This is a genomic window from Pseudoalteromonas prydzensis, assembly GCF_011050055.1.
In the GTDB taxonomy this organism is placed as follows: Bacteria; Pseudomonadota; Gammaproteobacteria; order Enterobacterales; family Alteromonadaceae; genus Pseudoalteromonas; species Pseudoalteromonas prydzensis_A.
In genome coordinates this window covers 1-25,525 of record NZ_DRGM01000127.1, presented here as the reverse complement: position 1 = coordinate 25,525, position 25,525 = coordinate 1, and the positions used below count along the sequence as shown (strand labels likewise).

Here is a 25,525-nt window from a genome sequence, read left to right as displayed (position 1 = left end):
GATAGAAGGTAGTGGGCATAATGGCAGTTATTAAGATCGATACATCAACATACGATGCACAATTAAGCGAAAAAGAGCAACGTATCATTGCGCAATTCCAACGCTTTGGTGTTGAACAATTAGAAGTATTTGGCTCTGAACCGATCCATTACCGTCAACGTGCTGAATTTAGAGTATGGCACGATGGTGACGAGCTATTCCACATTATGTTTGACCAAGCTACTAAAGAAAAAATTCGTGTTGATGAATTCGATCCTGCAACAGCGCTGATTGGCGAAGTTATGCAAGCAATGATCGAGAACTTAAAAGATTGTGAGATATTACGCCGCAAGTTGTTTCAAATAGATTATTTATCAAGTCTAAGTGGTGAAATTCTTGTTAGCTTGCTTTATCACAAACCCTTAGACGATGAATGGCTAACAGCCATTAAAGCGTTAAAAGTGGCGCTGAGTGAACGCTTTAAAATTGATTTTATTGGCCGTGCCCGCAAACAAAAAGAAGTGTTGGGTGATGACTTTGTTACTGAACGTCTAACCGTTAATGGCCAACAACTGATTTACCAACAAGTAGAAAACAGCTTTACCCAGCCTAATGCCAAAGTAAATATTAAAATGCTGGAGTGGGCACAAGATTTATGTAAACCATTAAAAAATGATTTGCTTGAACTGTATTGCGGTAATGGTAACTTCTCAATTGCCTTAGCGAGCTCATTTAATCGCGTATTAGCAACAGAAATCTCCAAATCGTCAGTACACTCTGCGCAGTACAATATTGCCAAAAACCAGGTGACTAACTTAGATATTATTCGCATGTCGAGTGAAGAGTTCACTCAAGCGATGAATGGCGAGCGTACGTTTTCACGCTTAGAGGGAATTGACTTAAAAAGCTATGACTGCCAAACCATTTTAGTTGACCCGCCACGCGCTGGCATGGATACACTCACCTGTGATTTAGTGGCTAACTATGAAAGCATTATTTATATTTCATGTAACCCAGATACCCTCGAGCGAGACTTAGAGCATTTAACCCGTACTCACGAAGTTAAGCGCTTCGCAATTTTTGACCAATTCCCTTATACCCACCACATTGAATCTGGGGTATTTTTACAACGTAAATTGTAAGGTACTTATTATGCCAGTGCTTGTACTAGCGCTGGCATTTGCTGCTCACTAAACACTTTAATACCATTTTTTTCTAATAACGAAGCCGTCAAGCCCATTCCCGTTATCTTACGACCACTGTGCGAACCATCGTAAATTGTATTACGGCCACAAGAAGGGCTTGATTCCTTTAACAGTGCAAAACGAATATTGTGTTGTTGGCAAAGTCGTAGCGCTTGCTGTGCACCTAACTTAAATTCAGTGGTCACATCATCACCCGTATTGGTAATCACTTTATCATTGCTAATTTCTGCTGGATCTCTGGGAGTAGGTAAACCACCAGCAACCTCTGGGCAAAAAGACACTATCAGCTTTTGCTGTTGCCAAGTCATTATTTGCGGATGAAGCAATTGCTGTCCGGTGCCATCGTAACGCACAGGTGTGCCAAGCAAGCAGCTTGAAACCAGGATTTTATGCATTGTTATTTTTGCCAATAAAAAAGCTCCGTGTACGGAGCTTATGATAAAATTTTACTGCGCTTATTTTGCAGCTAAATAGTTAATTAATTTACTAATATCTTCTGGCTCGGTAATACCTGATTCACGGCCTAAGTTAAGCTTATATTTACCATTTACGATAAAAGTGGGTACACCACGCAGTGCGCCTTTTTCTTTGTAGTAATCTTGGTCACGCTTCATTTTTGAGCTCATAGTACGTACTGAAAAGCTTTTATAAAGTTTGTCGAATTTATCGCCGTCAACGCCTTGCGCTACAAACACATCTTTAACATCGGCTAACTCATTAAACTTAGCGCGCTTAACGTGAACATGGCTGAACATAGCTGCAATGATGGCATCTTTTTGTGGTAACACTTCAGCGGTTGCCAGTGCTTGAGAAATCATTTGTTGATTTTCAGTATCGCGAACCCCAACAAAATCGACATGACTCTTTTTGAACTCTACGTTTTTATCCAGTTTTGGTTTTACGTCAGCCAATAAAGACTCATAGTTATTACAGGCAGGGCAATAAAATGAGAAGAACTCTTTTACTTCCGGTTTTTTACTCGCGCGTTCTGATACTACATCGTAATGCACACCTTCTTCGTACGTCGCTGCAGCATTTGCTGCTAATGGTAATAACAGCGCTAGTAATCCAGCTTTAACTAATTTGATCATTGCTAAAAACTCCAAAAATTATTGTTTTAATAAAAAGGCAACTAACTCATCAAGCTGCTGTTGGCTCTTGATGGTATTGATATTAATTTTGTATTTATCGTTAACGATAAAGGTTGGCACACCGGTTAAAGCACCCATTTGTGAGAATTTATTCTGCTTATCTTGCATTGCTTTTTCAGCACTAATAACTGGCATGCTGGCAATATCTTTATCAAATGTATCGCTATCAATGCCATTAACGTCGAGCAATGCTTTTACGTCTTTAATATTATCAAGCGGCGCACGTTGTACATGGATGCTCTGAAAAATTTGCTCAGCAACTTGCTCGCCCTTGTTATGCTGCTTGGCAATAATGTAAGCATAACTCAGGTTAGATTGCACCTCAGGTGCTAGGCCACCTAAAAAGTTAACGTGGTTTTTTACAAACTCAGTGCCTGCAGGCAAGCTTTTTTCCATTGCTTTCGCAACGGCTTCAAACTTAAAACAGTGCGGACAATAAAAAGAGAAAAACTCAGTGACCTGAGGTGTTTTGCTTTTTTCGATTTTAAGTACTTCGTATTGTTCACCAGCTTTAAAGTCTGCAGCCATGGCTGCAAAAGGTAGGCATAACAATAATAAACTCAGTTTTAGTTTTTTAAGCATTGGACTCTCGTTTCGATATTTTAATAATTAGTTAGGTAACAACTTTAACGGTGGCTCTTGCAGTGCAGAATATTGCTCTTTTAACGCTAAAATCTGTTGTTCCCAGTATTTGTCATCAGCGAACCACGAAAAGTTCCGTGGAAATGCCGGATCTTCCCAGCGTTTAGCTAGCCACCCCATGTAATGAATCATACGCATAGCGCGTAAAGGTTCAATTAATTTGAGCTGAGTGTGATCAAAATCACAAAATTCTTCATAGGCTGCTACTAAGGTATCTAACTGTAACAGTTGATTGTGTCGATCGCCACTGAGCATCATCCATAAATCTTGAATGGCTGGCCCTTGACGGCTATCGTCTAAATCCACAAACATTAATGCATCTCCTGCCCAGAGAATATTCCCAGCATGGCAATCGCCGTGTAAGCGAATAGTTTCGCCTTGCTGATAGAGTGATTTCGTTTTCGTGATCACCATATCCAAAATAGTATAAAATGCGGTGGTTAAACTGCTAGGCACCAGATTACTGTTTTGTAACTGAATTTTAGCTGTATCTAAATACTCATCACATCCTATGACCGGACGTTCGCTAAAAACATTCCCTTTCGCTGCTTGGTGCATCCGGCCAATCAAGCGCCCGAGCATATCTAACTGATCAAGGTTGTCCATTTCAAAGATACGACCACCAACACTTGGAAACAGCGTAAATAAATAACCATGGTGTTCAAACAAGCTTTCGCCATTACGACGGATCGGCGCAACAACAGGTACCTCAGCATCGGCTAACTCAAATGTGAAACTATGTTCTTCAAGTATTTGCGCCTTACTCCAACGCTCTGGACGATAAAACTTCACCACATAACGTAGGCCATCGTCCGCTTTAAATTGATAAACACGGTTTTCGTAACTATTTAGTGCGAGTAAGCCAGATTCAGCATAAATACCAATACTTTCTACCGCATCTAAAATCGAGTCGGGGGTAAGATCTACAAAACTAAATTTGCTCATAATTCTCATCAGTTATAAAAAAAGCGGGAACATCCCGCTTTTTATGTACTTATCTATAGTGTACTTAACTATCGCGCTTTAAAGAAGTTACTCGGCTGCGATATTTGTGAACTAGGGTCGTTCACTGGTGATAGCACAAAATTAAACTCTGTCATTGGCGCTTTCAAATCATAAGGATCCATGACTAAAGACAACGGCACATTGTGGGATTCTCCCGCCTGTACAGTAAAAGTTTGCTTACCAATGTATTTAAAGTTCTCCAGCCCTGCCACTTTGATATTAAAGGTTTGCTCGTATTGCGCTTTGTTGATCACCTTAAGTGTATAGGTATTTTCGACAAGACCATTAAAATCGACTCGATACAACTGATTTCGATCGCGAATAATATCTAAATCCATTGGTTTACGCATCACGATATTAGCCACCAGCGCAGCGCTTAGCACCACTAATATAACACTATAACCAATAATCTTAGCGCGCAGCGGATTGGTTTTATTCTCTGGCGTTTCTAGGTTACGCTCAGTGGTATATGAGATAAGCCCGCGCGGATAATTCATCTTATCCATTACCCCGTCGCAGGCATCGATACAGGCGCCACAGTTAATGCATTCAGCTTGCAGGCCATTGCGGATATCGATCCCCGTTGGGCATACTTGCACGCACAAATTACAGTCAATACAGTCACCTAAGCTAAGCTCTTCTCGATCTTGTTTACGACTACGTGGGCCACGATTTTCACCGCGCTTTTCATCATAGCTAACCGTGAAGGTATCTTTATCAAACATTGCCGATTGAAAACGTGAATATGGGCAGATATGTAAGCACATAATTTCGCGCATCCAACCGGCATTGCCATAAGTACATACCGCAAATACAACAATACTTACTAGTGCATAACCACCGACATTGAGGGTAACAAAATCCGGTAATAGCTCACGAATGGGAGTGAAATAACCGACAAAAGTCAGCGCCGTGTACAAAGAGAAAGCCACCCAGCTAGTATGTTTGGCTGTCTTGCGGCAAAACTTATCAAAGTCCATCGGCCGTTGATCTAGCTTTTTGCGTTGATTGGCGGTGCCTTCGAACTTTTCTTCAAACCAAATAAAAATGAAGGTCCAGACGGTTTGCGGGCACGTGTAACCACACCACACCCGGCCATAAAAGGTGGTCACTAAAAATAATGCAAATGCGGCAAGCATCAGAATAAAAGCAAGGATGGTAAAATCTTGCGGCCATAACGTTAGCCCAAAGATGTTATATTTTTGGCCCATAAGGTCAAACAGCACAGCTTGTTGGTCGTTAAAGTTTATCCATGGCAAAGCCATAAACGCCAACATGCCAAGAAAACCTATGCGCTGTCTTAATAATTGATGCAACCCAGTTACCGCACGGACATAAATACGATTACGTGGGTTAAATCTATCCTGCTGAGCATACAGATCGGGTTTTTCGATCTTTACCTCACTGGGAATGTTTTTTACTTTTATTTGCTTGTCCATCGAAGTTCCTCAACGCCGCTTGGAGAATGAAAGTCAAACAATCATATAACGCTATTTAAATAGCGGATCACTCCGCTTATATTTAAAAATAGTGCAAACTGAACCACAGTGCAGTAAAAGTTCAGAGATTTCTGAAAAATCTAATTGTTCCTGTCCATTATACCTACTATTGCTAAAAATGCTGAAGTTGATCGCTAATAATTTATTCATCTAACTTACTTGCTTTACAACGGGCCATTTTATTACACTGGTGGTCAATTCGTACCCGTTCAGATCAAAGTTTACTTATAATATGAAAAAATTCCTTGTACTCGTAGTAGTGATACTCGCACTATTCACAATTGATCACCCAATGATAAAAGAACCCAGAGAAAAACTGTTGGGTGAAGGCGTTGGCCTGTTAAGTAGTGCTAGCAACGTAAACCGTGGACCGGCTGCCAGCATGGCAAAAAACCGTATTAAGTCTGAATTAACACTCTCAGAAACTGAATTAGAATACCTTGAAGAAACCATGCAAACCGATGAGCAGTTACAACTTTTCCATACCCGTTATTGTCGCAGTAAAGATCTCAATTTATATTTTTACGAAGACCGCTTAAATACAGTGTGTGACATTGCAGCAACGGCACTAGCTGAACGAAGAGGTAAATAGTGGACTTTTCAGCTCTAACAAAAAAAAGCAGTGCGTCCTTTAATCAGCATAAGAACCTGCTGAAAAAGCTCGCGAAAGGACAAACAGTAAAATGTGAAGTATGCCAAGGCATATTAACCTTGGATTTAAAAACTCAGCAACCCGGCCAAGGGGTTGCTAAATGCCCGAAGGGCTGCACTGAAATAGTGTTGGATTTAGCATAACGCTAACTCCAACCATCATCTTCTTCAGCGTACAAACCACTTTGTACCGCGATGATCTCTATTAGCTCTGCAAAACCTAGTGCAAAATCCCCCATCACTGCAAACTGTTGCTGGCTTAGCTGCACTTCACTAAGCTGATTTTGTTGAGCGATGGTGCTAATAAGCTCAGGCTCTAAAGCAAAAAAACCTAAGCTCGCATAAGCAGTTTGCAATGCTTCAATTAAATCGGCCGTTAGAGTATCTGCTTGCAACAGCTTATCAATATAGCTTTGTGCGCCTTGTACAAAACCCTCGCACCATTGCTGACATTCATGTAAATCAAGGTAACTGTCATCTTCGCCACTGACTTGTAGACTGACAGGCAGCTTAAAACCCGTCTCATATACTTGCTCACTGATCTGATGATACAAGGCCATAAAGGCAAATAACACTTGCTCTTCCAGTTGGCCGTTTGTATTTGGCACAATCTGTTCTAGCCACTGATGTACATCTAACGGCTCTGGTGAGCAGATCACCGCAAACAAGTAGCCTTTACTTTGCACTAAGGTCATTGCACCGTCATGACTCGCTAAATAGGCACTTAACTGTTGGCCATGTTGCTGTGTAAATTCAGGAATTTGCATAAAACAATTCAGCCTTGTTTAAAAATTTAATGGATAACGGCCATCGCTATCTGCACGACCCAAAAATTTAGCGGCATCGTGTACTTCTTTTGGTAGCGATGCTTCAGGCTTGATATATCCTGCTACTTTGAAATCCAGATTGGCTTTTAAGGTGGCATCGGCTGCTAGGCCTAAACGATTTTCTGGATCAACTAACACCGCAATATCACCTGATTTGCAACTTAGCTTGCCACTTAATGGGCCCACACTAAACCAACCAGATAGTCCTTGCACGTCTATGTTTGGACTAGCAATTTCACCGCTTAACGCCTCGCAATAAGGCAACCCGGAATTATATTGATCTAATTCAACAATCACCCGACCTTTAGCGCTAATCGGTAATGGTAACTGCAAGCGCTGCATCGCACGTTCAACACTTAAGCGTAAAGTGGCGTCATTTAAAGCCACGGCTTGATTAAATAAGCCATAACTAAAATCACCACGGCCAGACATTTCATCCGTGTTACGTGCGTCACCAAATTTTACATTGCCTGTGAGCTGCCCAGTGAACAATGCCCAACCAGAAACATCCCAGTTTAGATTATTTATTTGTTCGCCCTGATAACGCAGCTGCATGATCCGCCCCTGCCAAATACTGCCCGAAGCTTTACCTATTTGCAGATCTTTTGGTAAATAAGGGTTTGCTAAATTAAGCGCAACGGCAGCAGGCGTTTTTAATAATGCAAAAAAGATAAAACCAAACAAAAACACTACTATAAGAATCGCTATTTTTTTCATTCTTTACTTCTCTAATACCAGTCGGCTTACGCGCACGTAGCCTGGTTTGTCGTCGCGACTAAGATCTAAATTTGCAATCAATACGCCTTGTGTATTTACTAGCTCATCCAGCCATTCTACAAGTTTATTAAACTGTACCGAGTCGATGGTTAATCTTAATGTATTATCGCCAGGCTGCATTTTGCTTATGGTTATATCGTAGCGGCCACGGCTACTCGCATTCACGATTTGACTCAAGTTTTGATCACTCGTTACAGCACGCACATTGCCAGCTTTAAGTTTAACAATACTGCTATCAACCCAAGTGAGTAATTCTTGCTGTTTAAGTTGGTTTTTTTCAGCTTCTGCAATGGCATTATTTAATGGTCTAAAAATCCCCATGACTAAAACAAAAATGACAAAAATAACACCCGCAACCATCACCAGCTGTTGCTCTTGTTCTTTTAAGCCACGCCACTGTTTTAAAAGTTGTTGTTTCATGCTGCACCTCGGAGTTTTATTTCACCGACTACAAAGTCGCCATCATTATTTAATGAGCCTTGGTCTACGGTTAATCCGCGTTGTTCGAGGATTGCTTTAACTTTGCCAAAAGTTTGAAAGCCTTTGCCACGGGCACGAACTCTAAGTTCATTACGACGTTGATCATAGCGCAATGTCTCTGGGGTAAATTCTTTAACTTGGCTAAATACACTGACAAGCTCATTGGTTAAATCAAGAAACCCTGCACTACTGCCGCCCTCTAATTTAGCCAGTTCACCCTGAATTTGGTTTTTAATTAAATGTGGCCGTACAGTTTTACCTGGAAAAGCGGCTTGGTAACGTGCTACGGCTTGTGTTTTAGCAATTTCAAGCTCGCTATTTAACTGGTGCAATTCAAAACCTTTTACAGCCACAGAGCCAACTAGCGCGATACTTGCTGCAATTGCTGCACTTTGCCAATATCCCCACCATAATGCGCTTTTCTTTTTCAGTTGATACTGACCTTGACGCAGGTTGAATTTAATATTTGGTAATTGCTTGGCAAATAACGCCAATGGTAAATCATAGGCATCAGTTTGTGCGCTAAGAGTAACCGTTTCAGGAAAATTAGCTGCGGGGCTGTAATGGGCAACATCTGGGTGACCAAGTGCGGTTAAATATTCAGCCAACCAGCTTTGCTCTACAGCACTAATGCGCCACGAACCTTGCTTACATAACCACTGATTATTAAGTTCAATAACACTGAGACCGTCATTCTCTGCAACAGGTAATAACAAGGCATCTGGTAACAGTTTGAACACTTCAATGTCATGCTCAGCAAATACAGCTAGCCACGTTTCAAACCAGTCTCGATCTGTCATGGCGACTTTAATGGCATGTTTATCCGCCACCATTGTAGGCTCAGCAATAGCAATAAATAAATCATCTACATCACATGCGATTTCTTCTTCGAGCATATACGGTAGTGCTTGCTCAAGCTTGCGGTTCCATTTAGTTGGTAGTATTACCGTTTTTAGCTGCACCTGATCACAAGGCAGCAATACCACAACTTCACGGCTCTGTGATTTTTCAGCTAGCTCACTCAGTTGCTCAGCGTTGGGTAATTCGCCACTGGCAATTATTTCTTGTTCTAATGGTGAGTAAATCAGCCAATTTATACTTTCTTGTTGAGTTTGACCCGTGCGGATCAATAGTATCTCAGTCACTGTACGCCTCCAAATTTTCGCGCCAGTATAGTTACTTCGCCATCTTTGGCTTGCAGTAAAGTGGTCATCGAAAAACGCAGATCGACAAATTTAGCCTGCGCTTGTAGTTTAAAATATTCGCTCTTTATGGTGAACAATTTCTCAACAGACTTAACATTTTGCGCCCCTTGTTGATTCACTTGTTCAAAAAATTCTTCAATATCAGTAAAGCCATCTTCAGGACGAGCAGATAACACAGCTTGCGCTCCTGATTCACTTAAGCCATCAATCAATGCACTCAATAATAATGCCTGCTCAGGAGCAATGGTATTAACATTAATCGCTAATAACTCGCTGCCAGGGATCACGCATACATAGGGCAAGATTTTTTCCATCACTAATGGATTAAACCCTTTAACCAAACGTAACTCTGAGCTTGATGCAAAATAATTATTCGCGGTCATATACGGTGATTTACGCGATAAATATTCGTCTTCTTCAGCGCCAGAGCGATAAGTAATACTATCTTCATCGAGCCAATCGTATACGCTATCTGCCATTGCTTCTTCAGATTCTTCTGCTGGCAAGTCTTCTATATTTTCCAATAGTGCTAATAGCGCCGAATGTGCAGGATTGGTTTTATTCGCGCTGCCACTGCCCGTTTGCGCCGCTTGAGCACGTAATGCGTTGAGGTTCAAACAAGCCTGCAAATCAGTGATATTACCTTGCAAAGTACCATTATCGACCGGATAAGGTATATCGCCTTGTTGCGCCCATATTTGTTTTAAGGTGGTTTTATCAGGGTCGTCTTTTTTGCTTTGTAAGATTGCTTTTATGGCAAGCTCTTCAGCTGCATAGGCATACCACTTAGCTTGCTGGTGACCTTGTATATTAGTACTTTTCTGCACTTGTACGAGTAAATTAGCACTCATCTCTACGGCTAAAATTGATGCCAAGGCAACAATAAACAAAACAATGATAAGCGCGGCGCCATGTTGAGATTTATGGTTCACTTAAACCTCCCGCCTTCCCGTTACCTGGTACTAAAAAAACGCGTCTTATAGGTTCTGCTTCAATTTGTTGGATTGTGACCGCCACCGCCTTTGGCAATGCTTTAATTTGCCATTGCTCTTGCCATTCATTCTTTTCATCTAGAAATTCAAATTTAAGGTCTTCAATATCGTGAAGAATAACTTGTACACGCGGCTCAAGGTTATCGAGCTGATCAACATAAACCCGATATATGCGCTCAAGATTATCATCAATAACCCGATACCCGACGGCTTGCAACTCTGAACGTGGCAGCAAATTGATTGGGTTGATCCAGCCATCACGCACAAAGCCAATGCCATCATATTGGCTATCTAGGGTGTAACGTCCTGCAAGTAAGTATTGTTCTTGCACATCACCGGCTTCATTGCGCACTACCCGCTTAGTCATTTGACTGAAATCCTGATCCATTAACCTAAAGGTGGTTTGCAAGCCATTTAACTCAGCAATTTTTGCATCTGATGCATCTTTCGCTTTGGTGGTCGAATCAAGAATTTGGTGAGTCGCTAGCACCACAAAGGCTAAAATACCCAGCGCTACCATCACTTCTAAGAGTGTAAAACCGCGCTGTTTCACTTATTTGCTGCCTTTATTTAAATAACTACTTAGCTCATAAACTGAGTGTTCTAGCTTTTCATCACTAAATACATTAATCGTCACTTTTACAAAACTTTTATCGGCTGTCGCTTCAGTATCTTGGCGCCAATACCAGTCAATACCGGCCATTGTTTCAGTGCCTTTGGTGCCATTTTTACCTTGCCACTTTTCACCTAAGGTGCGCTGCTCGATCAGTACATTTTCAGCGACCCAAGACGCATAAGTTTGCTCTTCCAAGCTTGATAAGTGATTGATATGCTCACCAGTCGCTTGCATCGCAGCAATTCCAGCCATGGCGCAAATACTCAGCGCCACCATAACTTCTAATAAGGTAAAACCTTGGTATTTGCTATGCATTATTCTGGCTCTCTGCGTAAGTTAACCGGTGCCGAAAATTCCCCTTCGATGAAATACACGGGTTCTTTTTCATCTTTTAATTCATAGATAAGTTGAAATGCACTCACCTCACCAGAAGATAAAATTAGCACTTGCGGGATTTTCATTTTTTGCAATTCAAGTAAACTTTCGTCGTCGCCGCCACTCATTAACTCGCGCCAATTGGATTGCTCGAGTAAGTTATCCTGTGACCATGCTAGATCGTCTAAGTTGAGGGTTAACTTTAAACGTTCATCAACGGTAATTGGCGCAAATAGCTTTTCACGGTCAAAAGTGATCCACTTTTCACCATCAAACACTAAAAACTCGAAGCTGTTTTTATCTAAGTGAAAACCTAGTTCAAGCTGATTTAATATTGCAAATTCAGAGGCCATATTAATAGTGGTATGCAGTCTCAGTGCTTGTTTATCCAGCTCATCTTCGTCGCCGCCATCAAGGCTGTATACCACCATTTTAGTGGCAAAAGCGATCACCACCAGCACAACTAAAATTTCAATTAAGCTAAAGCCACGGCGCGGTGACTTTAGCTTTGCAAGGCGTGACTCATTAGCACTTAACAACATGCTAAGCTCAGTGCTGAGTGTAACAACGCCTTTACTTCAAGATGCATTATTATTTTTCTTCATCCCAGTTACCAATGTCGTCATCAGTACCTACTTCACCGTCTGGACCCATTGAAAAGATATCAATTTTGCCTACTTCGCCTGGGCTGATTAACTGGTACGGGTTACCCCATGGATCTTCAGGTAATTTAGAAATAAAGCCACCATCAGGAAAACGCTTTGGTACTGGCTCAATGCTAGTTTTAGTTACTAACCCTTCAAGGCCCTGCTCTGTGGTTAAGTACGCTTTGTTCTTTAATTTATAAAGACTCATAGCATCTTCTAGTTGCTGAATATCAAGATGCGCTTTATCTAATGCCGCTTCTTCTTGCTGGCCCATAATATTGGGTGCCACGATTGACATGATCATGCCAATGATAACCAGTACCACCATAACTTCGAGTAATGAGAAACCTGCTTGTTTATTCACGTACATACCTCTGTTGTTCTTAATAATTAACTATCGTAACACGCTAAAAATGCATTACGAAATCCCTAAAATAGTTAAAGTCCAATCGCTTTATTCATTGCCATAATGGGTTGTAATATGGCCATTACGATAAATAACACAATAACCGCCATGGACGCTATCATCGCAGGCTCTAACAGTTTTAGCGAGACATTTACCATGGTTTCAAATTCACGATCTTGGTTGTTTGCAGCGCGCTCAAGCATCTGCTCGAGTTCACCTGATTTTTCACCACTGGCGATCATATGCAGCATCATCGGTGGAAATAATTTAGTTTGCTGTAAAGAGGCTCTTAAACTCGCCCCTTCACTGACACGAGTAGCAGCATCGGCCACTGCTTTTTTGATTTTTTCATTGATCAATACACCACCGGAAATACGCATACCTTCCAGTAATGGCACTGAGCTTGACGACAAAATACTCAAGGTACGGGCAAATCTGGCGGTATTAATACTACGCGCTACTTTACCAATGCCCGGCATCATCAAAATTTTCGAATCATACCAAAAACGGATCTTTGGCTGTTTTAGCGCATGCTTAATACCAATGACCGCCGCGGTGAATAATACCAAAGTAATGAGCCAATAATTTTGTACATAGTTACTGGCAGCCATTACCCACTCGGTTGTCCAGGGCAAAACCTGTTTCGACTTTTCAAATGTCTTTAATATCTTAGGCACCACAGTACCTAATAGTATTGAAACGATACCAATGGCAAATATCACTAAGATCACCGGATATACCATTGCTTGCGTTATTTGACTACGCATGTGCTGGCGTTGCTCCGTGTAATCGGCCAAACGGTTCAATACCGCGTCTAAGTGGCCTGACTTCTCACCCGCAGCGACCATAGCGCGATATAAATTATCAAACACATGCGGAAATTCTGACATACCGTCAGCAAGCGTATAACCTTCAACAACTTTTGAACGCACCGACATTAGCATACGTTTCATACGCGGTTTTTCGCATTGCTCAGCCACCGCCATCACCGCTCCCTCAACTGGCAATGCCGATTGAATTAAGGTAGCGAGTTGGCGTGTGATCAACGCGAGATCAGCGGTGGATATTTTTGCTTTAAAAAAGCTGCCAAACAGTGAGCTTTTTTCACCTTTTACCTGCTTATCACCTTCTGCGGCCGGAACCACTTCGAGCGGCGTAAGCCCTTGTTCGCGTAACGATTGGCGTATTTGTTTCGCAGTATCCGCCTCTTGAATACCTTTTTTCTCTTTGCCGCGAGCATCGAGCGCGCGGTATTCAAATGCTGCCATGGTTAGCCTTCCTCACGTGTTACACGTAATACTTCTTCAAGGGTGGTTTTACCAGCTAATACACGACTACAACCATCTTGGCGAATACTTGGCGTATGTTTGCGAATGTACTTTTCAACACTTTGCTCGCCCTTACCACTGTGCACCAGCTCGCGGACAGTTTCATCAACTACCAGTAACTCATGGATACCGGTACGACCACGGTAACCATTAAAGTTACACTCTTCACAGCCAACTGCTCGGTAAATGGTCGGCGGATTTACAAATGGTACGCCGAGTAATTCACACTCGCGCTCATCGGCAACATGTGCTTCTTTACAGCTGTTACATAAAGTACGTACTAGTCGTTGTGATAGCACGCCGAGCAAAGAGGATGATAATAAGAAAGGCTCTACGCCCATATCTTCCATCCGTGATATTGCACCGGCTGCGGTATTGGTGTGCAATGTTGACATCACCAAGTGACCCGTCAATGAAGCTTGTACGCCAATTTGCGCGGTTTCAAGGTCGCGTATTTCACCAACCATTACGACATCTGGATCTTGACGTAAGATTGCCCGTAAGCCACGGGCAAAGGTCATATCAACTTTAGTGTTTACTTGTGTTTGTCCAATACCAGGAATTTCATACTCGATGGGATCTTCAACCGTTAAAATATTCCGATCGCGAGAGTTAATTTGGCTCATGCCCGCATAAAGCGTGGTACTTTTACCGGAACCAGTTGGACCGGTCACCAAAATAATTCCGTGCGGCTTGCTGATCAAATCAGAGAACAATTCACGATTGCGCAGCGTCATACCTAAATCTTCAAGGTTTAACCGCGCGTTATTTTTATCAAGTAACCGCAGTACAACCCGCTCACCAAAACTTGATGGCATAGTTGATACCCGGACATCAACTGCACGTCCAGCAATCCGTAAACTAATCCGGCCATCCTGCGGAATACGCTTTTCGGCAATATCGAGCTTCGCCATTACTTTAATACGCGACACTAATAACGAGGCCAGCTTACGGTTTGGTTTTAACACTTCTTTAAGTACACCATCAACCCGGAAACGGATCACCAGCTCTTGCTCAAAGGTTTCGATATGAATATCCGAGGCACCTTCTTTAATCGCTTCACTGAGCATGGCATTGATCAGCTTAATAATTGGCGCATCATCATCACCCGCTAATAAGTCTTCAGTCTGCGGCATTTCTTCAGCCAGTGAAAATAAATCCACTTCGTTACCGATATCTTCCATCATTTGCTGGGTTTCAGAGCTATCGCGTTGATACGATGCTTCTAATAACAACTCAAACTTGTCATCAGCTAAGTGTTCAAGCGTAAAGCCATGCCCAGCAATGCGACGCACTTCTAATAAGGCATCTATATCAAGCTCACCACGATAGAAAACCACCCGGTCATCATTATTTTTGCTTAATAACATGCCAGCACGTCGCGCATACGAAAACGGCAAGCGCTTATTAGGCAGCTCAACTAAATCATTACTGGTCATCAGCTCGCTATTATCTAGCGGCTGTGGGGACTCTGCGGTGATCTCGGTGATTGCATCAGTCATTATTACGCTCATCCGCGTTTTGCTGCTTTAAATACTCTTCATACGTCGGTGGCAGTACTAATGCATCATTCCACTCAGGTAGGATTGGCACATCAGTTAAAGGCATTAGATCAATACCATCTTGTTTTTGTTTATACTGCTCACCACGAATAAAGTTATATTTACTGTGGCTCAGCTTATTCATTTTTATACCATCACGAACAATGGTTGGGCGAATAAACACGATTAAATTACGTTTACGCTTGCTGGTGCTGGTTGAGCGGAATAAGTGCCCAAGAATAGGAATATCACCTAATATTGGTACTTTCGAGACACTTTCTTGCACGTCTTCATCTATTAGACCACCAAGCACGACCATGCCACCATCATCGGCCATAACCGTAGTTTTAATTGCGCGTTTATTAATTGAAATATCCACAGAGGTCGCGCCACTAACACCTGACACTTCTTGCTCGATAGTCAACTGCACAGCAGTACCATCATTAATCTGCGGGGTTACTTTCAGTTTGACACCCACTTCTTGGCGTTCAACTGTTTGGAATGGATTTGAATTGTTAGACCCGGTTTGTGAACCGGTGATAATTGGTACTTCTTGACCAACAATTATTGATGCTTCTTCGTTATCCATCGTAGTAACAGAAGGCGTGGCAAGAATATTAGAGTTAGTATCGGTAGAGACCGCTTGAATGATCGCGCCCCAGTCATTTTTAACAATACCCATGGCTAAGCCATTGATGCCCCCTAATAACGCGCCTAACGGGCCAAGATCACCCTCAATAGTTTCTTCATATTCAGTCGCATTACCAGAGTCCGTGCCTACAACATTTTTCTTCACTGTTTTATCACGGGCTTGTTCAGCAGCCACAGCTAAAGAACCAACCGGTACGGTACTGCCGTTGTTAAACTGCATCATACCGCCTTGCTCTGAAATCCATTGCAGACCAAAGTTAATTCCATCGGCTTCCATTACTTCAACAATAATTGCTTCAACAAGTACTTGGGCACGGCGAATATCAAGCCGTTCAATCACTGACTCCAATGAACGCATAGTGTCAGGTTGGGCAGTAATGACCAATGAGTTTGAATCAGGGTGAGCTTCGATACTGGTTTCATTTTGGCTGCGACTGCGAGTTTTAGTCGCTGCACCTTGACCTTCTTCCGCAAGCGTTTTACTAACCCCTTGCAATACTTTAACTAAATCTTCCGAGTTAGCATAGTTTAGGTAGATAACCTTGGTATTACCTTGGCTTTGTAATTCACCATCAAGGCGTTTGATCAATTCGATGGCGCGGGTTCTGGCTTGACCTTCACCACTGACAATCACGCTATTTGTACGGCCATCCGCGACTACTTTAGGGATCAAAAACTCTGGAATGCTGCCTTTACCGCTATCTTTGTAAATATTATCAACCACAGATACCACATCGTCAGCGGTAGCAAACTTTAGCTTTACAATATCAACGCGTTTATCACCCGCTTGGTCTACCGAGCGAATAATTTCTACCAACCGATTTACTGATGCTGCGTGACCGGTCAACATCATTACGTTAGCAGCGTTGAAGTTAGCCACATGGCCACCATCTTTTTGATCGCTAAACTGGCGCACTAATGGGCCGAGCTCTTGTACACTGACGTTTTTAACGCGTACCACACGGGTGATCATCATATCACCACGCGCTTGGTCATCTTCAGTGACTAACGGCACGTTTGATTTTTTAGCATCAGAGCTTTTTTCTATCTTTAAAATGCCATTATCCATTTCAACCACTGAATAGCCGTAAACTTCTAAAACATTTAAAAAGAATTGATAATAAAGTGCTTCATCCATCAATTCATAACTGCGCACATTTACTTTGCCACGCACGTTAGGGTCGATAATGACGGTTTTATTCAGATTCTTACCAACGATATTTATAAACTCGTTAATATCGGTCCCTTTAAAGTTTGCAGCATACTCCACGGCAGACACCGATAGAGATAAACTAGCCGCAAAAAAAAGTGTTGCGTACTTAGCTAACCCTTTTCTGATTTTTTTGAGGTGTAGCGCGTGAACCATTATATTAGAACTCCAAAGCTAGGTTATTGCAGGCTAAATTGTACATCGATTTGCTCGCCTTCACGTTCAATCGTGATGTTTGCATCGGTGCTATTACGCAGCTCATTAATAGCTGACATGGCCTGTTGTAAATCAGTTAGTTGATAGCCGTTAATTGAAACAGCTAAATCATTATTTTGTAATCCCATCTTCGTAAATAAAGCAGGGTCTTTGCCTGGGCTTAAGCGGTAACCAATTAGTTCACCGTCCTTCATAGCCTGAGATACTCGAATATAGTCAAATAGTTTACCGGGATCTTTTAATAGCTCTTCGCGGGTTTCTATAATCTCTTCTTTTACATCTTGGTTCGCTGTTACATCAATTTGGCGGTCACTTTCCATTTGCGGGCCGGCGCCAAGTTCTGGCTCATCACTATCGCGTTCAGCGAGCACAGGCATTGATACTTTTTTAGTAAAGTCCATACCATCTAGCATTAATGTTTCAAAACGACCGCTGACATCTAAGATCACCCGATCTGGTAATACTTGCGCAAGTTTTGCGCGAGTCCCCTGCACAACGTCATCAACTAGATAGGTTGTTTGTTGCCCTTGAGATTCAATAATTGCCAAGCCAGTCAGGTCGTTGCCACTGACCGCGACAATACCGGTTAAATTAATACTTAATCGCGTTTCTGGTGCATTGTTAATGACTTGTGCTTGTTTGCTTGCTGGTTTTTTAGGCGCAGCATCGGCCTTACCAAACAAGTTTTGCTCTAAAATTGAGCGCGTGTTAACACGCTCAGGTTTACCTGTAGCAGTATTAATATAGCTAGGAGAAAGGCTTGAATTTGCAGGCATTGGCCAGAGTAGCCAAAATAATTTCGCAGCTAAAAAGGCAATATAAACAACGGCTAAAAGCGTTACCACCCAACTCAATTTAGCATGGGGTAATTTACTGACTAAGTGTTTTAGCTGTTGTAATTGTTGTTCCATAAATGATGTTCTTATTTTAATTTACTGCTTTATCGCTGGCCTATAGTACCTTTTCATTTTTCATTCAACAAGCACACTAATATTAAACTTTGTAAACAGGGTAAATTAACGCTTACGATGAGTGTGAAAAGCTTCGACTATTTCTTTGTTAGTAAGTTTCATGCTAAATTTTGCCTTACAGAGCCGCGCTTTTAAAGAGTACAATTGTGTCAAAAAGTAACACCCGTAATGCTATGTCAAAAGATGAAACAATGAGTATCCGTTTAGACAAATGGTTGTGGGCTGCACGCTTTTATAAAACCCGCGCCATTGCACGGGACATGGTGCAAGGTGGTAAAGTACATTATAATGGTCAACGCACTAAACCTAGCAAAATAGTTGAACTAGATGCCGTGATTAAACTTGCTCAAGGAGTTGATGAAAAAGTTATCACTGTGCTTAAATTACTTGATAAACGCTTAAGTGCCCCCATTGCTCAAACCTTGTATCAAGAATCCGATGCAAGTATCGAAAAACGCGAAGCCAATAGCATCGCGCGTAAAAACAATAGCTTTTTTGCACCGCATCCGGATCGTAAACCAGATAAAAAGCAAAGACGCGAACTTTTAAAAATGAAATCAAGTTAGGTAAAGCCACTCATGCAACAAGATCTACTTCATCGTTATACATTTGATCAACTAGACGTCCGAGGCGAACTCGTGCAAATAGAGCAAGCTTATAATGAAATGATTGCTAATCATAATTACCCAGCCCCCGTGCAAGCTTTGTTGGGTGAATTACTGGTGGCAACTTGCCTACTTACCGCCACCTTAAAATTTGAAGGTGATATAGCCGTACAACTACAAGGCGATGGCCCTGTGAAGTACGCAGTGATTAATGGTGATCATCAACAAAATATGCGCGGTATTGCCCGCCTACAAAGTGAAGTAACAGGCTCAACCATTCAAGACTTAATTGGCAATGGCGTTATGGTATTAACCATCACTCCAACAAAGGGAGAGCGTTACCAAGGTATCGTGCCACTTGAACATGACACTCTTGCGGCTTGCCTTGAAGCTTACTTTACACAATCAGAACAGCTACAAACACGTCTTTGGTTTGCCACGGATACCACCGCAGGCCACGCTAAAGCTGCTGGTCTATTATTGCAGGTGTTACCTGTAAATAAAGAAAAGTCGATTACTGACTTTACTCATTTAGAAGCACTTAGCAATACTATTAAAGATGAAGAGTTATTAGAGCTTGATGCTGCCACTGTGCTAACACGTCTTTACCATGAAGATAATCCTCGAGTATACGAGCCGCAAGCAATCCAGTTTAAATGTGGTTGTAGTAGAGAAAAAACCATCACTGCGCTCGTTAATATAGGTCAACAAGCTTTATTAGATGACGTTATTGAAAATGGTGAAGTAAAAATCAGCTGTCACTATTGCTTAAAAGATTACATTTTTAACGAACAAGATGTGAAGAGTATTTTCAACTAATAGCATCGTTCAAAAAAACCACAAAACTCAAGCCGTATTTATTGCGGCTTTTTTGTGCGCAGAGATGATACCGGTGTCATGAATTTAATGATTTTTATGACACCGGTATCATTGAAATTATTCATGTTTTTTGCCAAATATATGTGTTTTTAGGCCTTTCATAGACTCGAATATCCCTAATCCATCTGTTACTATAATTACAGCTTAAAGGGAAACAAGAACCCCAGAGCTATCCCGTTCAATCTCACACAATTTAGGTATAAACATGACTTCAAGCGCTACTCGTTTTGTCGATCTAACTGCAGCTGAACTTGTCGAACACGCGATCCGTCGTGGCGAAGGGACTTTAGCCGCCAATGGAGCTTTTGTTGCGAACACTGGTCGTCGTACTGGCCGTTCACCACAAGATCGTTTTATTGTTCAAGAATCAAGTACTGAAAATGAAATCCAGTGGGGTAATGTAAACCGCCCTTTCGATGCAGATAAATTTGACGCTTTATGGGCACGTGTAGAAGCACATGTGCAGAGCAACGACCACTTCATCTCTCACCTTGAAGTTGGCGCTGATCCAGAGCACTATTTACCTGTAGTCGTTACTACAGAAACTGCATGGCATCATATTTTTGCCAAAAACATGTTTATCGAACCTAACTCTTATAATGCATCTGATTTACCCCAGTGGCAGGTAATGAATGTACCTTCGTTTGTTTGTGACCCAGAACGTGATGGCACCAACAGCGACGGCACTGTTATTATCAACTTTGCACAACGCAAAGTACTGCTTGCAGGTATGCGTTATGCCGGTGAAATGAAAAAATCGATGTTCTCTGTGCAGAACTTCCTCCTTCCAGCTAAAGGTGTATTACCAATGCACTGCTCAGCTAACGTAGGCGAAGCTGGCGATACAGCATTGTTCTTTGGTTTATCGGGCACAGGTAAAACAACTTTATCAGCCGATCCAACTCGCTTTTTAATCGGTGATGATGAGCACGGCTGGGCACCTGGCAGTGTTTTCAACATTGAAGGTGGCTGTTACGCTAAGTGTATCGACCTTTCACAAAAGAATGAGCCTGTTATTTGGAATGCAATCCGCTTTGGTACTATCTTAGAAAACGTGGTACTTGATGAAAAAGGTATCCCTGATTTTCATGATACTAGCCTAACGCAAAATAGCCGCGCAGCTTATCCGCTTGAGCACGTTGAAAAGCGTAAAGTAGAAAACCGCGCAGGCGAGCCAAAAGCAGTGGTATTCTTAACCTGTGATGTAAGTGGCGTATTACCACCAGTATCAATCCTTAGCGAAGAAGCGGCAGCGTTTCATTTCCTAAGCGGTTACACTGCAAAAGTGGGTTCAACTGAAATTGGTTCTACCAGCGATATTGAATCAACATTCTCAACCTGTTTTGGCGCACCTTTCTTCCCACGTCCAGCAGGTGTATACGCAGAGCTTCTTATGAAGCGTGTACGTGAGTTTGGCGCTAAGGTATACCTAGTTAACACTGGTTGGACTGGTGGCCCTTACGGCACTGGTAAACGTTTTGATATTCCAACTACCCGCGCTGTTGTTGATGCAATCGTATCGGGTAAACTTGTCGATGTAGAAACTCAACATATCGACGTACTTAACCTAGACGTACCAGTTGCAGTGCCTGGCGTTGACAGCGAGCTACTTAACCCAATCAACACTTGGGAAGATAAAGCTAAATACGCTGAATATGCAGCTAAGTTAGCCGCTGATTTCACAGAAAACTTCGCAAAATACGATGTTTCAGATGAAATCAAAAATGCCGGACCAAAAGCGTAATAACTCGCTTTAAAACCGAATTTAAACGCCGGCTGCATGCTGGCGTTTTTGATCTAATTTTATTCATGGACAGAACGACTTAATCAACGCTCTTCTCTATTAACCGCTCTTTTATATCTAAACTTTAGTGCTACTGAAAAGCTCTTTTACCCTGCCAAGCAACTGCCTCTGCAAAATTGCATTATTAGAAATATTTTAATTGAAACGTTTACTTTATCTTTTTTTGTGTTAAAAAGTAACGGTGCATTATTAATAAAATGTTACTTTGTGCCGTTTTATGACCACATACTGCATAGCGTATAATTTAATACTTGGCATATTAGGTCGTAATGTCGGTTAAAGGGAATAGCTTTTCTGGCTATTAGTCAGTCAAACTAACACTGGTTATAATAAGAAACAAAAGAGATTAAACCATGTCAAAACTAGTCATCGATAGCAATTATAGCAATATAAAACGCACTAAAACTCGGCTTAGCGTAGCGATTTCTTATGCGTTATTGGGTTTATGCCCACTGTTACTCTCAGCTCAAACTTCGCAACAAAATGACAGCGATGTCATTAATACTAATAAAGATGAAGCAATTGAAGTAATCGAAGTAACAGGGATCCGAGGCAGTATCAATAGCGCGCAAAATCTTAAGCGTTATGCCGACACCGTAAAAGACGTAATTACCGCTTCTGATATTGGCGCCTTGCCCGACAAGTCTGTAACCGAAGCCTTGCAGCGTGTGCCAGGCGTCACCATTGAACGCTTTGCATCATCGAGTGATCCAAAGCATTATGCTGACGAAGGTACTGGCGTTTTAGTACGCGGTTTGGACCGAGTCCGTTCTGAAGTAAATGGTCGTGATGCATTCAGTGCGAATCCATCTGGCGGCTTAAGCTATGAAGATTTTCCTGCCGAATTACTCAGTGCTGTAGAAGTAGTGAAAAATCAAACTGCCGACCTTATTTCAGGTGGTGTTGCCGGTACCGTTAATTTAATTACCCGTAAGCCCTTTGATTCTACAGATCAAATAATTTCTTTTAACGCCAAAGCAAACTACAGTGATTTCCGCGATGAAACCACTCCCTCTTTCTCAGCGCTTTTCTCTGATAACTGGGATACGAGTGCTGGTAAGTTTGGCTTTTTAATTGCGGCATCTCAATCTGAATATAAGACCCGTGGCGACGGCGTGGGTTTAGGTAACTTTCATGCTCGTGGCGATTCCTTCATACCTACGCTTGATCAATGGGGTGGTATCACCGGCGTTGATCCAAGCTCACCTGTAGACGGTGCAGCACTTCCAGGTCAACCAGCAAATAGTGTGTGGTATGTACCAGCAGCGATTCATATGAGTACAGCAACTAACGACCGTAAACGAACAGGCTTCACCAGCTCATTACAATGGGCGAGTGACGATGACAAAATAGTCGCGACAGTAGAGCATATCAACTCAAAAGCATCATTAGAGTGGAATGAGCGCCAAATCGGCCAAGCAGCACAAGGCTTTAGAGGCTTTATGGGGTCATCCCAAAATTGGCAAGATGATTCAGCAAATGGTTACCCACTAACTACAGAGAATGGCTTTATAACATCTGGTATTGCGCTAGGTGTCAGCCCAGAAACGCCTTTTTTCTATCGCAGCCGTTGGAACTATAATGAGAGCACCGTAGAGGACACCTCATTTAACCTTGTTTTAAAACCAGTCGATAGGCTCACGCTAGAGTTTGATTACCAATATGTAGACTCAGAGAAAGTCGTTAATAATTACAGCATGTCAGGTCAAACTCGAGGTAATCATGTTCATGCTGTATCACCGTATTTTCTGGATATGCGAGGCGATAGACCAACTGTTGAGTTTATCAGTGACAACATAATGACCGCGGGCTGGTCACCAAATGAAGACTGGGATGGCCCCGTGCCTAATTTATTTCTAGGTAGTGGCATGGAACAAGAAGAGCATAATACCGCAACCGCAAACAGTTTTAAGTTTGATATAAATTATGAACTTGATGGTAATTTCACAAACATTAAAGCGGGTTTTTATGTCTCAGATAAAGACCTAACCGTGCGCGATACAGCCTATGAAGGCTGGTCTGCAATTGGCACCCCTTGGATACAAGCAGATCGTAATGCTGCAGCAGCGGTCAATCGCCCAGAACTATTTGAACGCGTAGACTTTTCAGACTATTACCATGGTCAAGTGCTACAGGGAAACGTGGATAATTTCCTATTCCCAAGTATGGAGCTAGTTAAAAACTACGCAGACTCATTGCGTCAAGGCTGTCAGGATGGTTGGCATAATGCCACAAATAGCGCAGCAAACAATGGTGCGTGCTCCGGCACTTATGTACCTTATGCAGATAAAGATAATCGTATCGAAGGGCCCTTTGCAGCCCATAACATTAGCTCAACAAATGAAAAGCGTAGTGAATTTTACATTCGCAGCGATTTTGATTTTATAGATTTAGCAATTCCAGTTACAGGTAATATTGGTTTGCGCTATGTTAATTATCAATTGCAATCAACTGGCGCCTTTGTGCAACCACAAGTAATTAAACGCGGTGAACCAGGCACATCATTAAATGAAGTAATGCAACAGGCTGAGTATAAGCGTTACTATGATATTGCCAATGGTGAATCTCAGTTAAGTACTGTTGACGGCACCGACTACAACACTATCTTACCAAGCCTAAATTTAAGCTTTGCCATAAGCGAAGATGTTGTTGTTCGGTTTGGAGCATCAAAAGCATTGTATTACCCAAGCCTAGTTGATGCCCGTAATATCAGTATTCTTAATTTAGATTACACTCGCCGACTCCAAACCCCTGGTGCCGACTATGATGAAGCAAATAACCCGGTTGTTGCACTTGATGATATAGAGCTGACAGCATTATCAGGCAATCCAAACCTGAAACCTGAAGAGTCAATTAATATCGATTTATCAACTGAATGGTACTTCGCCCCCGCAGGCTATGTCACGGTAGGGTTATTTAATAAAGAGTTAAGTAACATAATCCGTAATAGAGCATTTGATTTAGATGTTACCTTCAATGACGAAATTTACGATGTATCTGCTTATGGGCCTGCAAATACGGGTTCAGGCACCATCCGTGGAGCTGAGTTTTCCTACTCTCAATTCTATGACATGTTGCCTGGTGCATTAAGTGGTTTAGGATTACAATTTAACTACACCTATATAGACCAAGACGGTTTAGAGGATCCAAACGAAGTATCTGCAGGTACCCTTGGCTTTGATGAAAACGGTAACCCTATTGCGGATAATCGTAACACCTTCCGCGTATTTAGTGATTTACCACTACAAGGCTATTCAGACCAAAATTTGAATGTGATTGGCATGTATGAGTACGAAAACATTTCATTTCGTCTAGCTTATACTTGGCGCTCTGAATACCTGTTGACCCTACGAGAATCTGAAGAGTACGTACCGGCTTATGCTGAAGCTTCAGGCATGATGGACGCCAGTCTGTACTACACAATCAATGATCATTGGAAAATAGGTTTTGAAGCGAGCAACTTGCTTGATACCGAAACAAAAACCCAGTATCAATTGGACCAAGATGGAACCAAAACTGAAGCACTTAGCTTTACCACTGACCGACGTTACGCCCTCAGCGTTCGCGCGATATTCTAAACATAAAAGCCCGACTATTGCTAATCGGGCTTCTCAATTTGGAGCATGGCGATGACGTATTGCCCACAGCGGTAGCGAGCCACATACAAATGCGACACTATCATCGACCGGGGACATGCTAAGTGTGTTTTGTCGGACACTTATACCAAAAACATTTAATTCATGATCTATTTTAATTACCTTCTTTTTATGATCTAATACCCATACATTTGTCATTATCATTGAGTCTAGCTTGTCTACTATTCCTAACTTCCCGTATACCAGAGATGCCCGATTAAAAACGCG

At 42.0% G+C, this 25,525-nt stretch carries 24 protein-coding genes; 6 read left to right on the top strand and 18 right to left on the bottom strand.

What is annotated here, in order from left to right; translation table 11 throughout:
* Window positions 1-20 precede the first annotated feature (20 nt).
* Window positions 21-1,121 (top strand): tRNA (uridine(54)-C5)-methyltransferase TrmA, encoded by a 1,101-nt coding sequence (gene trmA / locus ENH88_RS11980; RefSeq protein ID WP_304182480.1) that lies wholly within the window; start codon window positions 21-23, stop codon window positions 1,119-1,121.
* Window positions 1,122-1,129: 8 nt separating this feature from the next.
* Here the strand turns inward: trmA and ENH88_RS11975 are convergent, their stop codons facing one another.
* The 5 genes from ENH88_RS11975 to ccoG form a co-directional block, all read right to left on the bottom strand.
* Window positions 1,130-1,579, bottom strand: a complete 450-nt coding sequence (locus ENH88_RS11975) for a DUF523 domain-containing protein (RefSeq protein WP_304182479.1) — start codon at window positions 1,577-1,579, stop codon at window positions 1,130-1,132.
* Window positions 1,580-1,639: 60 nt separating this feature from the next.
* Entirely contained in the window at window positions 1,640-2,275 is a 636-nt protein-coding gene (locus ENH88_RS11970) for a thiol:disulfide interchange protein DsbA/DsbL (protein ID WP_192542681.1), read from the bottom strand.
* 18 nt (window positions 2,276-2,293) lie between these two features.
* Window positions 2,294-2,917: a thiol:disulfide interchange protein DsbA/DsbL gene (locus ENH88_RS11965; RefSeq protein WP_304182477.1), complete on the bottom strand. Its 624-nt coding sequence runs from the start codon at window positions 2,915-2,917 to the stop codon at window positions 2,294-2,296.
* Window positions 2,918-2,944: 27 nt separating this feature from the next.
* Complete coding sequence (locus ENH88_RS11960) at window positions 2,945-3,922, bottom strand: serine/threonine protein kinase (RefSeq protein ID WP_304182476.1); 978 nt, start codon at window positions 3,920-3,922, stop codon at window positions 2,945-2,947.
* Between the two features lie 68 nt (window positions 3,923-3,990).
* On the bottom strand, window positions 3,991-5,421 hold the full coding sequence (gene ccoG, locus ENH88_RS11955) for a cytochrome c oxidase accessory protein CcoG (protein WP_304182475.1): 1,431 nt from the start codon (window positions 5,419-5,421) through the stop codon (window positions 3,991-3,993).
* Between the two features lie 292 nt (window positions 5,422-5,713).
* On the opposite strand from ccoG, the gene ENH88_RS11950 reads away from it, so the two are divergent.
* Window positions 5,714-6,073, top strand: coding sequence for a hypothetical protein (locus tag ENH88_RS11950; RefSeq protein WP_304182474.1), 360 nt, complete (start codon window positions 5,714-5,716; stop codon window positions 6,071-6,073).
* 205 nt (window positions 6,074-6,278) lie between these two features.
* On the opposite strand, the gene ENH88_RS11940 is transcribed toward ENH88_RS11950, so the two are convergent.
* The 13 genes from ENH88_RS11940 to gspC form a co-directional block, all read right to left on the bottom strand.
* The gene (locus tag ENH88_RS11940) at window positions 6,279-6,899 is read right to left on the bottom strand and encodes a UPF0149 family protein (RefSeq protein WP_304182473.1); all 621 of its coding nucleotides are present in this window, start codon (window positions 6,897-6,899) and stop codon (window positions 6,279-6,281) included.
* A gap of 18 nt (window positions 6,900-6,917) precedes the next feature.
* Window positions 6,918-7,676, bottom strand: coding sequence for a type II secretion system protein N (locus ENH88_RS11935; RefSeq protein ID WP_304182472.1), 759 nt, complete (start codon window positions 7,674-7,676; stop codon window positions 6,918-6,920).
* Window positions 7,677-7,679: 3 nt separating this feature from the next.
* Entirely contained in the window at window positions 7,680-8,156 is a 477-nt protein-coding gene (locus tag ENH88_RS11930) for a type II secretion system protein M (protein ID WP_304182471.1), read from the bottom strand.
* On the bottom strand, window positions 8,153-9,361 hold the full coding sequence (gene gspL / locus ENH88_RS11925; RefSeq protein ID WP_304182470.1) for a type II secretion system protein GspL: 1,209 nt from the start codon (window positions 9,359-9,361) through the stop codon (window positions 8,153-8,155). The genes ENH88_RS11930 and gspL overlap by 4 nt, the downstream gene beginning before the upstream one ends.
* Entirely contained in the window at window positions 9,358-10,353 is a 996-nt protein-coding gene (gene gspK, locus ENH88_RS11920; RefSeq protein ID WP_304182469.1) for a type II secretion system minor pseudopilin GspK, read from the bottom strand. The genes gspL and gspK overlap by 4 nt, the downstream gene beginning before the upstream one ends.
* The gene (gene gspJ, locus ENH88_RS11915) at window positions 10,343-10,966 is read right to left on the bottom strand and encodes a type II secretion system minor pseudopilin GspJ (RefSeq protein WP_304182468.1); all 624 of its coding nucleotides are present in this window, start codon (window positions 10,964-10,966) and stop codon (window positions 10,343-10,345) included. Before gspJ ends, gspK begins: the two co-directional genes overlap by 11 nt.
* Window positions 10,967-11,344 carry a type II secretion system minor pseudopilin GspI gene (gene gspI / locus ENH88_RS11910; protein ID WP_304182467.1) on the bottom strand — a complete coding sequence of 126 codons (378 nt, stop codon included), beginning with the start codon at window positions 11,342-11,344 and terminating at the stop codon, window positions 10,967-10,969.
* Window positions 11,344-11,946, bottom strand: a complete 603-nt coding sequence (gene gspH / locus ENH88_RS11905) for a type II secretion system minor pseudopilin GspH (RefSeq protein WP_304182466.1) — start codon at window positions 11,944-11,946, stop codon at window positions 11,344-11,346. The genes gspI and gspH overlap by 1 nt, the downstream gene beginning before the upstream one ends.
* 49 nt (window positions 11,947-11,995) lie before the next feature.
* Complete coding sequence (gene gspG / locus ENH88_RS11900) at window positions 11,996-12,415, bottom strand: type II secretion system major pseudopilin GspG (RefSeq protein ID WP_304182465.1); 420 nt, start codon at window positions 12,413-12,415, stop codon at window positions 11,996-11,998.
* A 74-nt stretch (window positions 12,416-12,489) separates the two neighbouring features.
* Window positions 12,490-13,725: a type II secretion system inner membrane protein GspF gene (gspF, locus tag ENH88_RS11895; RefSeq protein ID WP_304182464.1), complete on the bottom strand. Its 1,236-nt coding sequence runs from the start codon at window positions 13,723-13,725 to the stop codon at window positions 12,490-12,492.
* 2 nt (window positions 13,726-13,727) lie between these two features.
* Complete coding sequence (gspE, locus tag ENH88_RS11890; RefSeq protein WP_304182463.1) at window positions 13,728-15,287, bottom strand: type II secretion system ATPase GspE; 1,560 nt, start codon at window positions 15,285-15,287, stop codon at window positions 13,728-13,730.
* Entirely contained in the window at window positions 15,280-17,343 is a 2,064-nt protein-coding gene (gspD, locus tag ENH88_RS11885; protein ID WP_304182462.1) for a type II secretion system secretin GspD, read from the bottom strand. Before gspD ends, gspE begins: the two co-directional genes overlap by 8 nt.
* Before the next feature lie 23 nt (window positions 17,344-17,366).
* Window positions 17,367-18,314 carry a type II secretion system protein GspC gene (gene gspC / locus ENH88_RS11880; protein ID WP_304182461.1) on the bottom strand — a complete coding sequence of 316 codons (948 nt, stop codon included), beginning with the start codon at window positions 18,312-18,314 and terminating at the stop codon, window positions 17,367-17,369.
* 206 nt (window positions 18,315-18,520) lie between these two features.
* Here gspC and hslR point away from each other — a divergent pair, with 206 nt between their 5' ends.
* The 4 genes from hslR (at window position 18,521) to ENH88_RS11860 (ending at window position 25,240) form a co-directional block, all read left to right on the top strand.
* Window positions 18,521-18,940 carry a ribosome-associated heat shock protein Hsp15 gene (gene hslR / locus ENH88_RS11875; protein ID WP_414704834.1) on the top strand — a complete coding sequence of 140 codons (420 nt, stop codon included), beginning with the start codon at window positions 18,521-18,523 and terminating at the stop codon, window positions 18,938-18,940.
* Window positions 18,941-18,952: 12 nt separating this feature from the next.
* Window positions 18,953-19,798, top strand: a complete 846-nt coding sequence (hslO, locus tag ENH88_RS11870) for an Hsp33 family molecular chaperone HslO (RefSeq protein WP_304182460.1) — start codon at window positions 18,953-18,955, stop codon at window positions 19,796-19,798.
* Window positions 19,799-20,063: 265 nt separating this feature from the next.
* Entirely contained in the window at window positions 20,064-21,602 is a 1,539-nt protein-coding gene (locus tag ENH88_RS11865) for a phosphoenolpyruvate carboxykinase (RefSeq protein WP_304182459.1), read from the top strand.
* A gap of 413 nt (window positions 21,603-22,015) precedes the next feature.
* Window positions 22,016-25,240 carry a TonB-dependent receptor gene (locus tag ENH88_RS11860; protein ID WP_304182458.1) on the top strand — a complete coding sequence of 1,075 codons (3,225 nt, stop codon included), beginning with the start codon at window positions 22,016-22,018 and terminating at the stop codon, window positions 25,238-25,240.
* Window positions 25,241-25,525: the final 285 nt, after the last annotated feature.

Coding starts and splice junctions, on each gene's coding strand:
- ENH88_RS11970 (WP_192542681.1), bottom strand. CDS start 2,275: ATGATCAAATTAGTTAAAGCTGGATTACTAGCGCTGTTATTACCATTA.
- hslO (WP_304182460.1), top strand. CDS start 18,953: ATGCAACAAGATCTACTTCATCGTTATACATTTGATCAACTAGACGTC.
- ccoG (WP_304182475.1), bottom strand. CDS start 5,421: ATGGACAAGCAAATAAAAGTAAAAAACATTCCCAGTGAGGTAAAGATC.
- ENH88_RS11935 (WP_304182472.1), bottom strand. CDS start 7,676: ATGAAAAAAATAGCGATTCTTATAGTAGTGTTTTTGTTTGGTTTTATC.
- ENH88_RS11865 (WP_304182459.1), top strand. CDS start 20,064: ATGACTTCAAGCGCTACTCGTTTTGTCGATCTAACTGCAGCTGAACTT.
- ENH88_RS11950 (WP_304182474.1), top strand. CDS start 5,714: ATGAAAAAATTCCTTGTACTCGTAGTAGTGATACTCGCACTATTCACA.
- ENH88_RS11940 (WP_304182473.1), bottom strand. CDS start 6,899: ATGCAAATTCCTGAATTTACACAGCAACATGGCCAACAGTTAAGTGCC.
- gspD (WP_304182462.1), bottom strand. CDS start 17,343: ATGGTTCACGCGCTACACCTCAAAAAAATCAGAAAAGGGTTAGCTAAG.
- ENH88_RS11965 (WP_304182477.1), bottom strand. CDS start 2,917: ATGCTTAAAAAACTAAAACTGAGTTTATTATTGTTATGCCTACCTTTT.
- ENH88_RS11930 (WP_304182471.1), bottom strand. CDS start 8,156: ATGAAACAACAACTTTTAAAACAGTGGCGTGGCTTAAAAGAACAAGAG.
- gspH (WP_304182466.1), bottom strand. CDS start 11,946: ATGTTGTTAAGTGCTAATGAGTCACGCCTTGCAAAGCTAAAGTCACCG.
- ENH88_RS11975 (WP_304182479.1), bottom strand. CDS start 1,579: ATGCATAAAATCCTGGTTTCAAGCTGCTTGCTTGGCACACCTGTGCGT.
- gspC (WP_304182461.1), bottom strand. CDS start 18,314: ATGGAACAACAATTACAACAGCTAAAACACTTAGTCAGTAAATTACCC.
- gspF (WP_304182464.1), bottom strand. CDS start 13,725: ATGGCAGCATTTGAATACCGCGCGCTCGATGCTCGCGGCAAAGAGAAA.
- trmA (WP_304182480.1), top strand. CDS start 21: ATGGCAGTTATTAAGATCGATACATCAACATACGATGCACAATTAAGC.
- ENH88_RS11960 (WP_304182476.1), bottom strand. CDS start 3,922: ATGAGCAAATTTAGTTTTGTAGATCTTACCCCCGACTCGATTTTAGAT.
- gspE (WP_304182463.1), bottom strand. CDS start 15,287: ATGACTGATGCAATCACCGAGATCACCGCAGAGTCCCCACAGCCGCTA.
- gspI (WP_304182467.1), bottom strand. CDS start 11,344: ATGCATAGCAAATACCAAGGTTTTACCTTATTAGAAGTTATGGTGGCG.
- ENH88_RS11860 (WP_304182458.1), top strand. CDS start 22,016: ATGTCAAAACTAGTCATCGATAGCAATTATAGCAATATAAAACGCACT.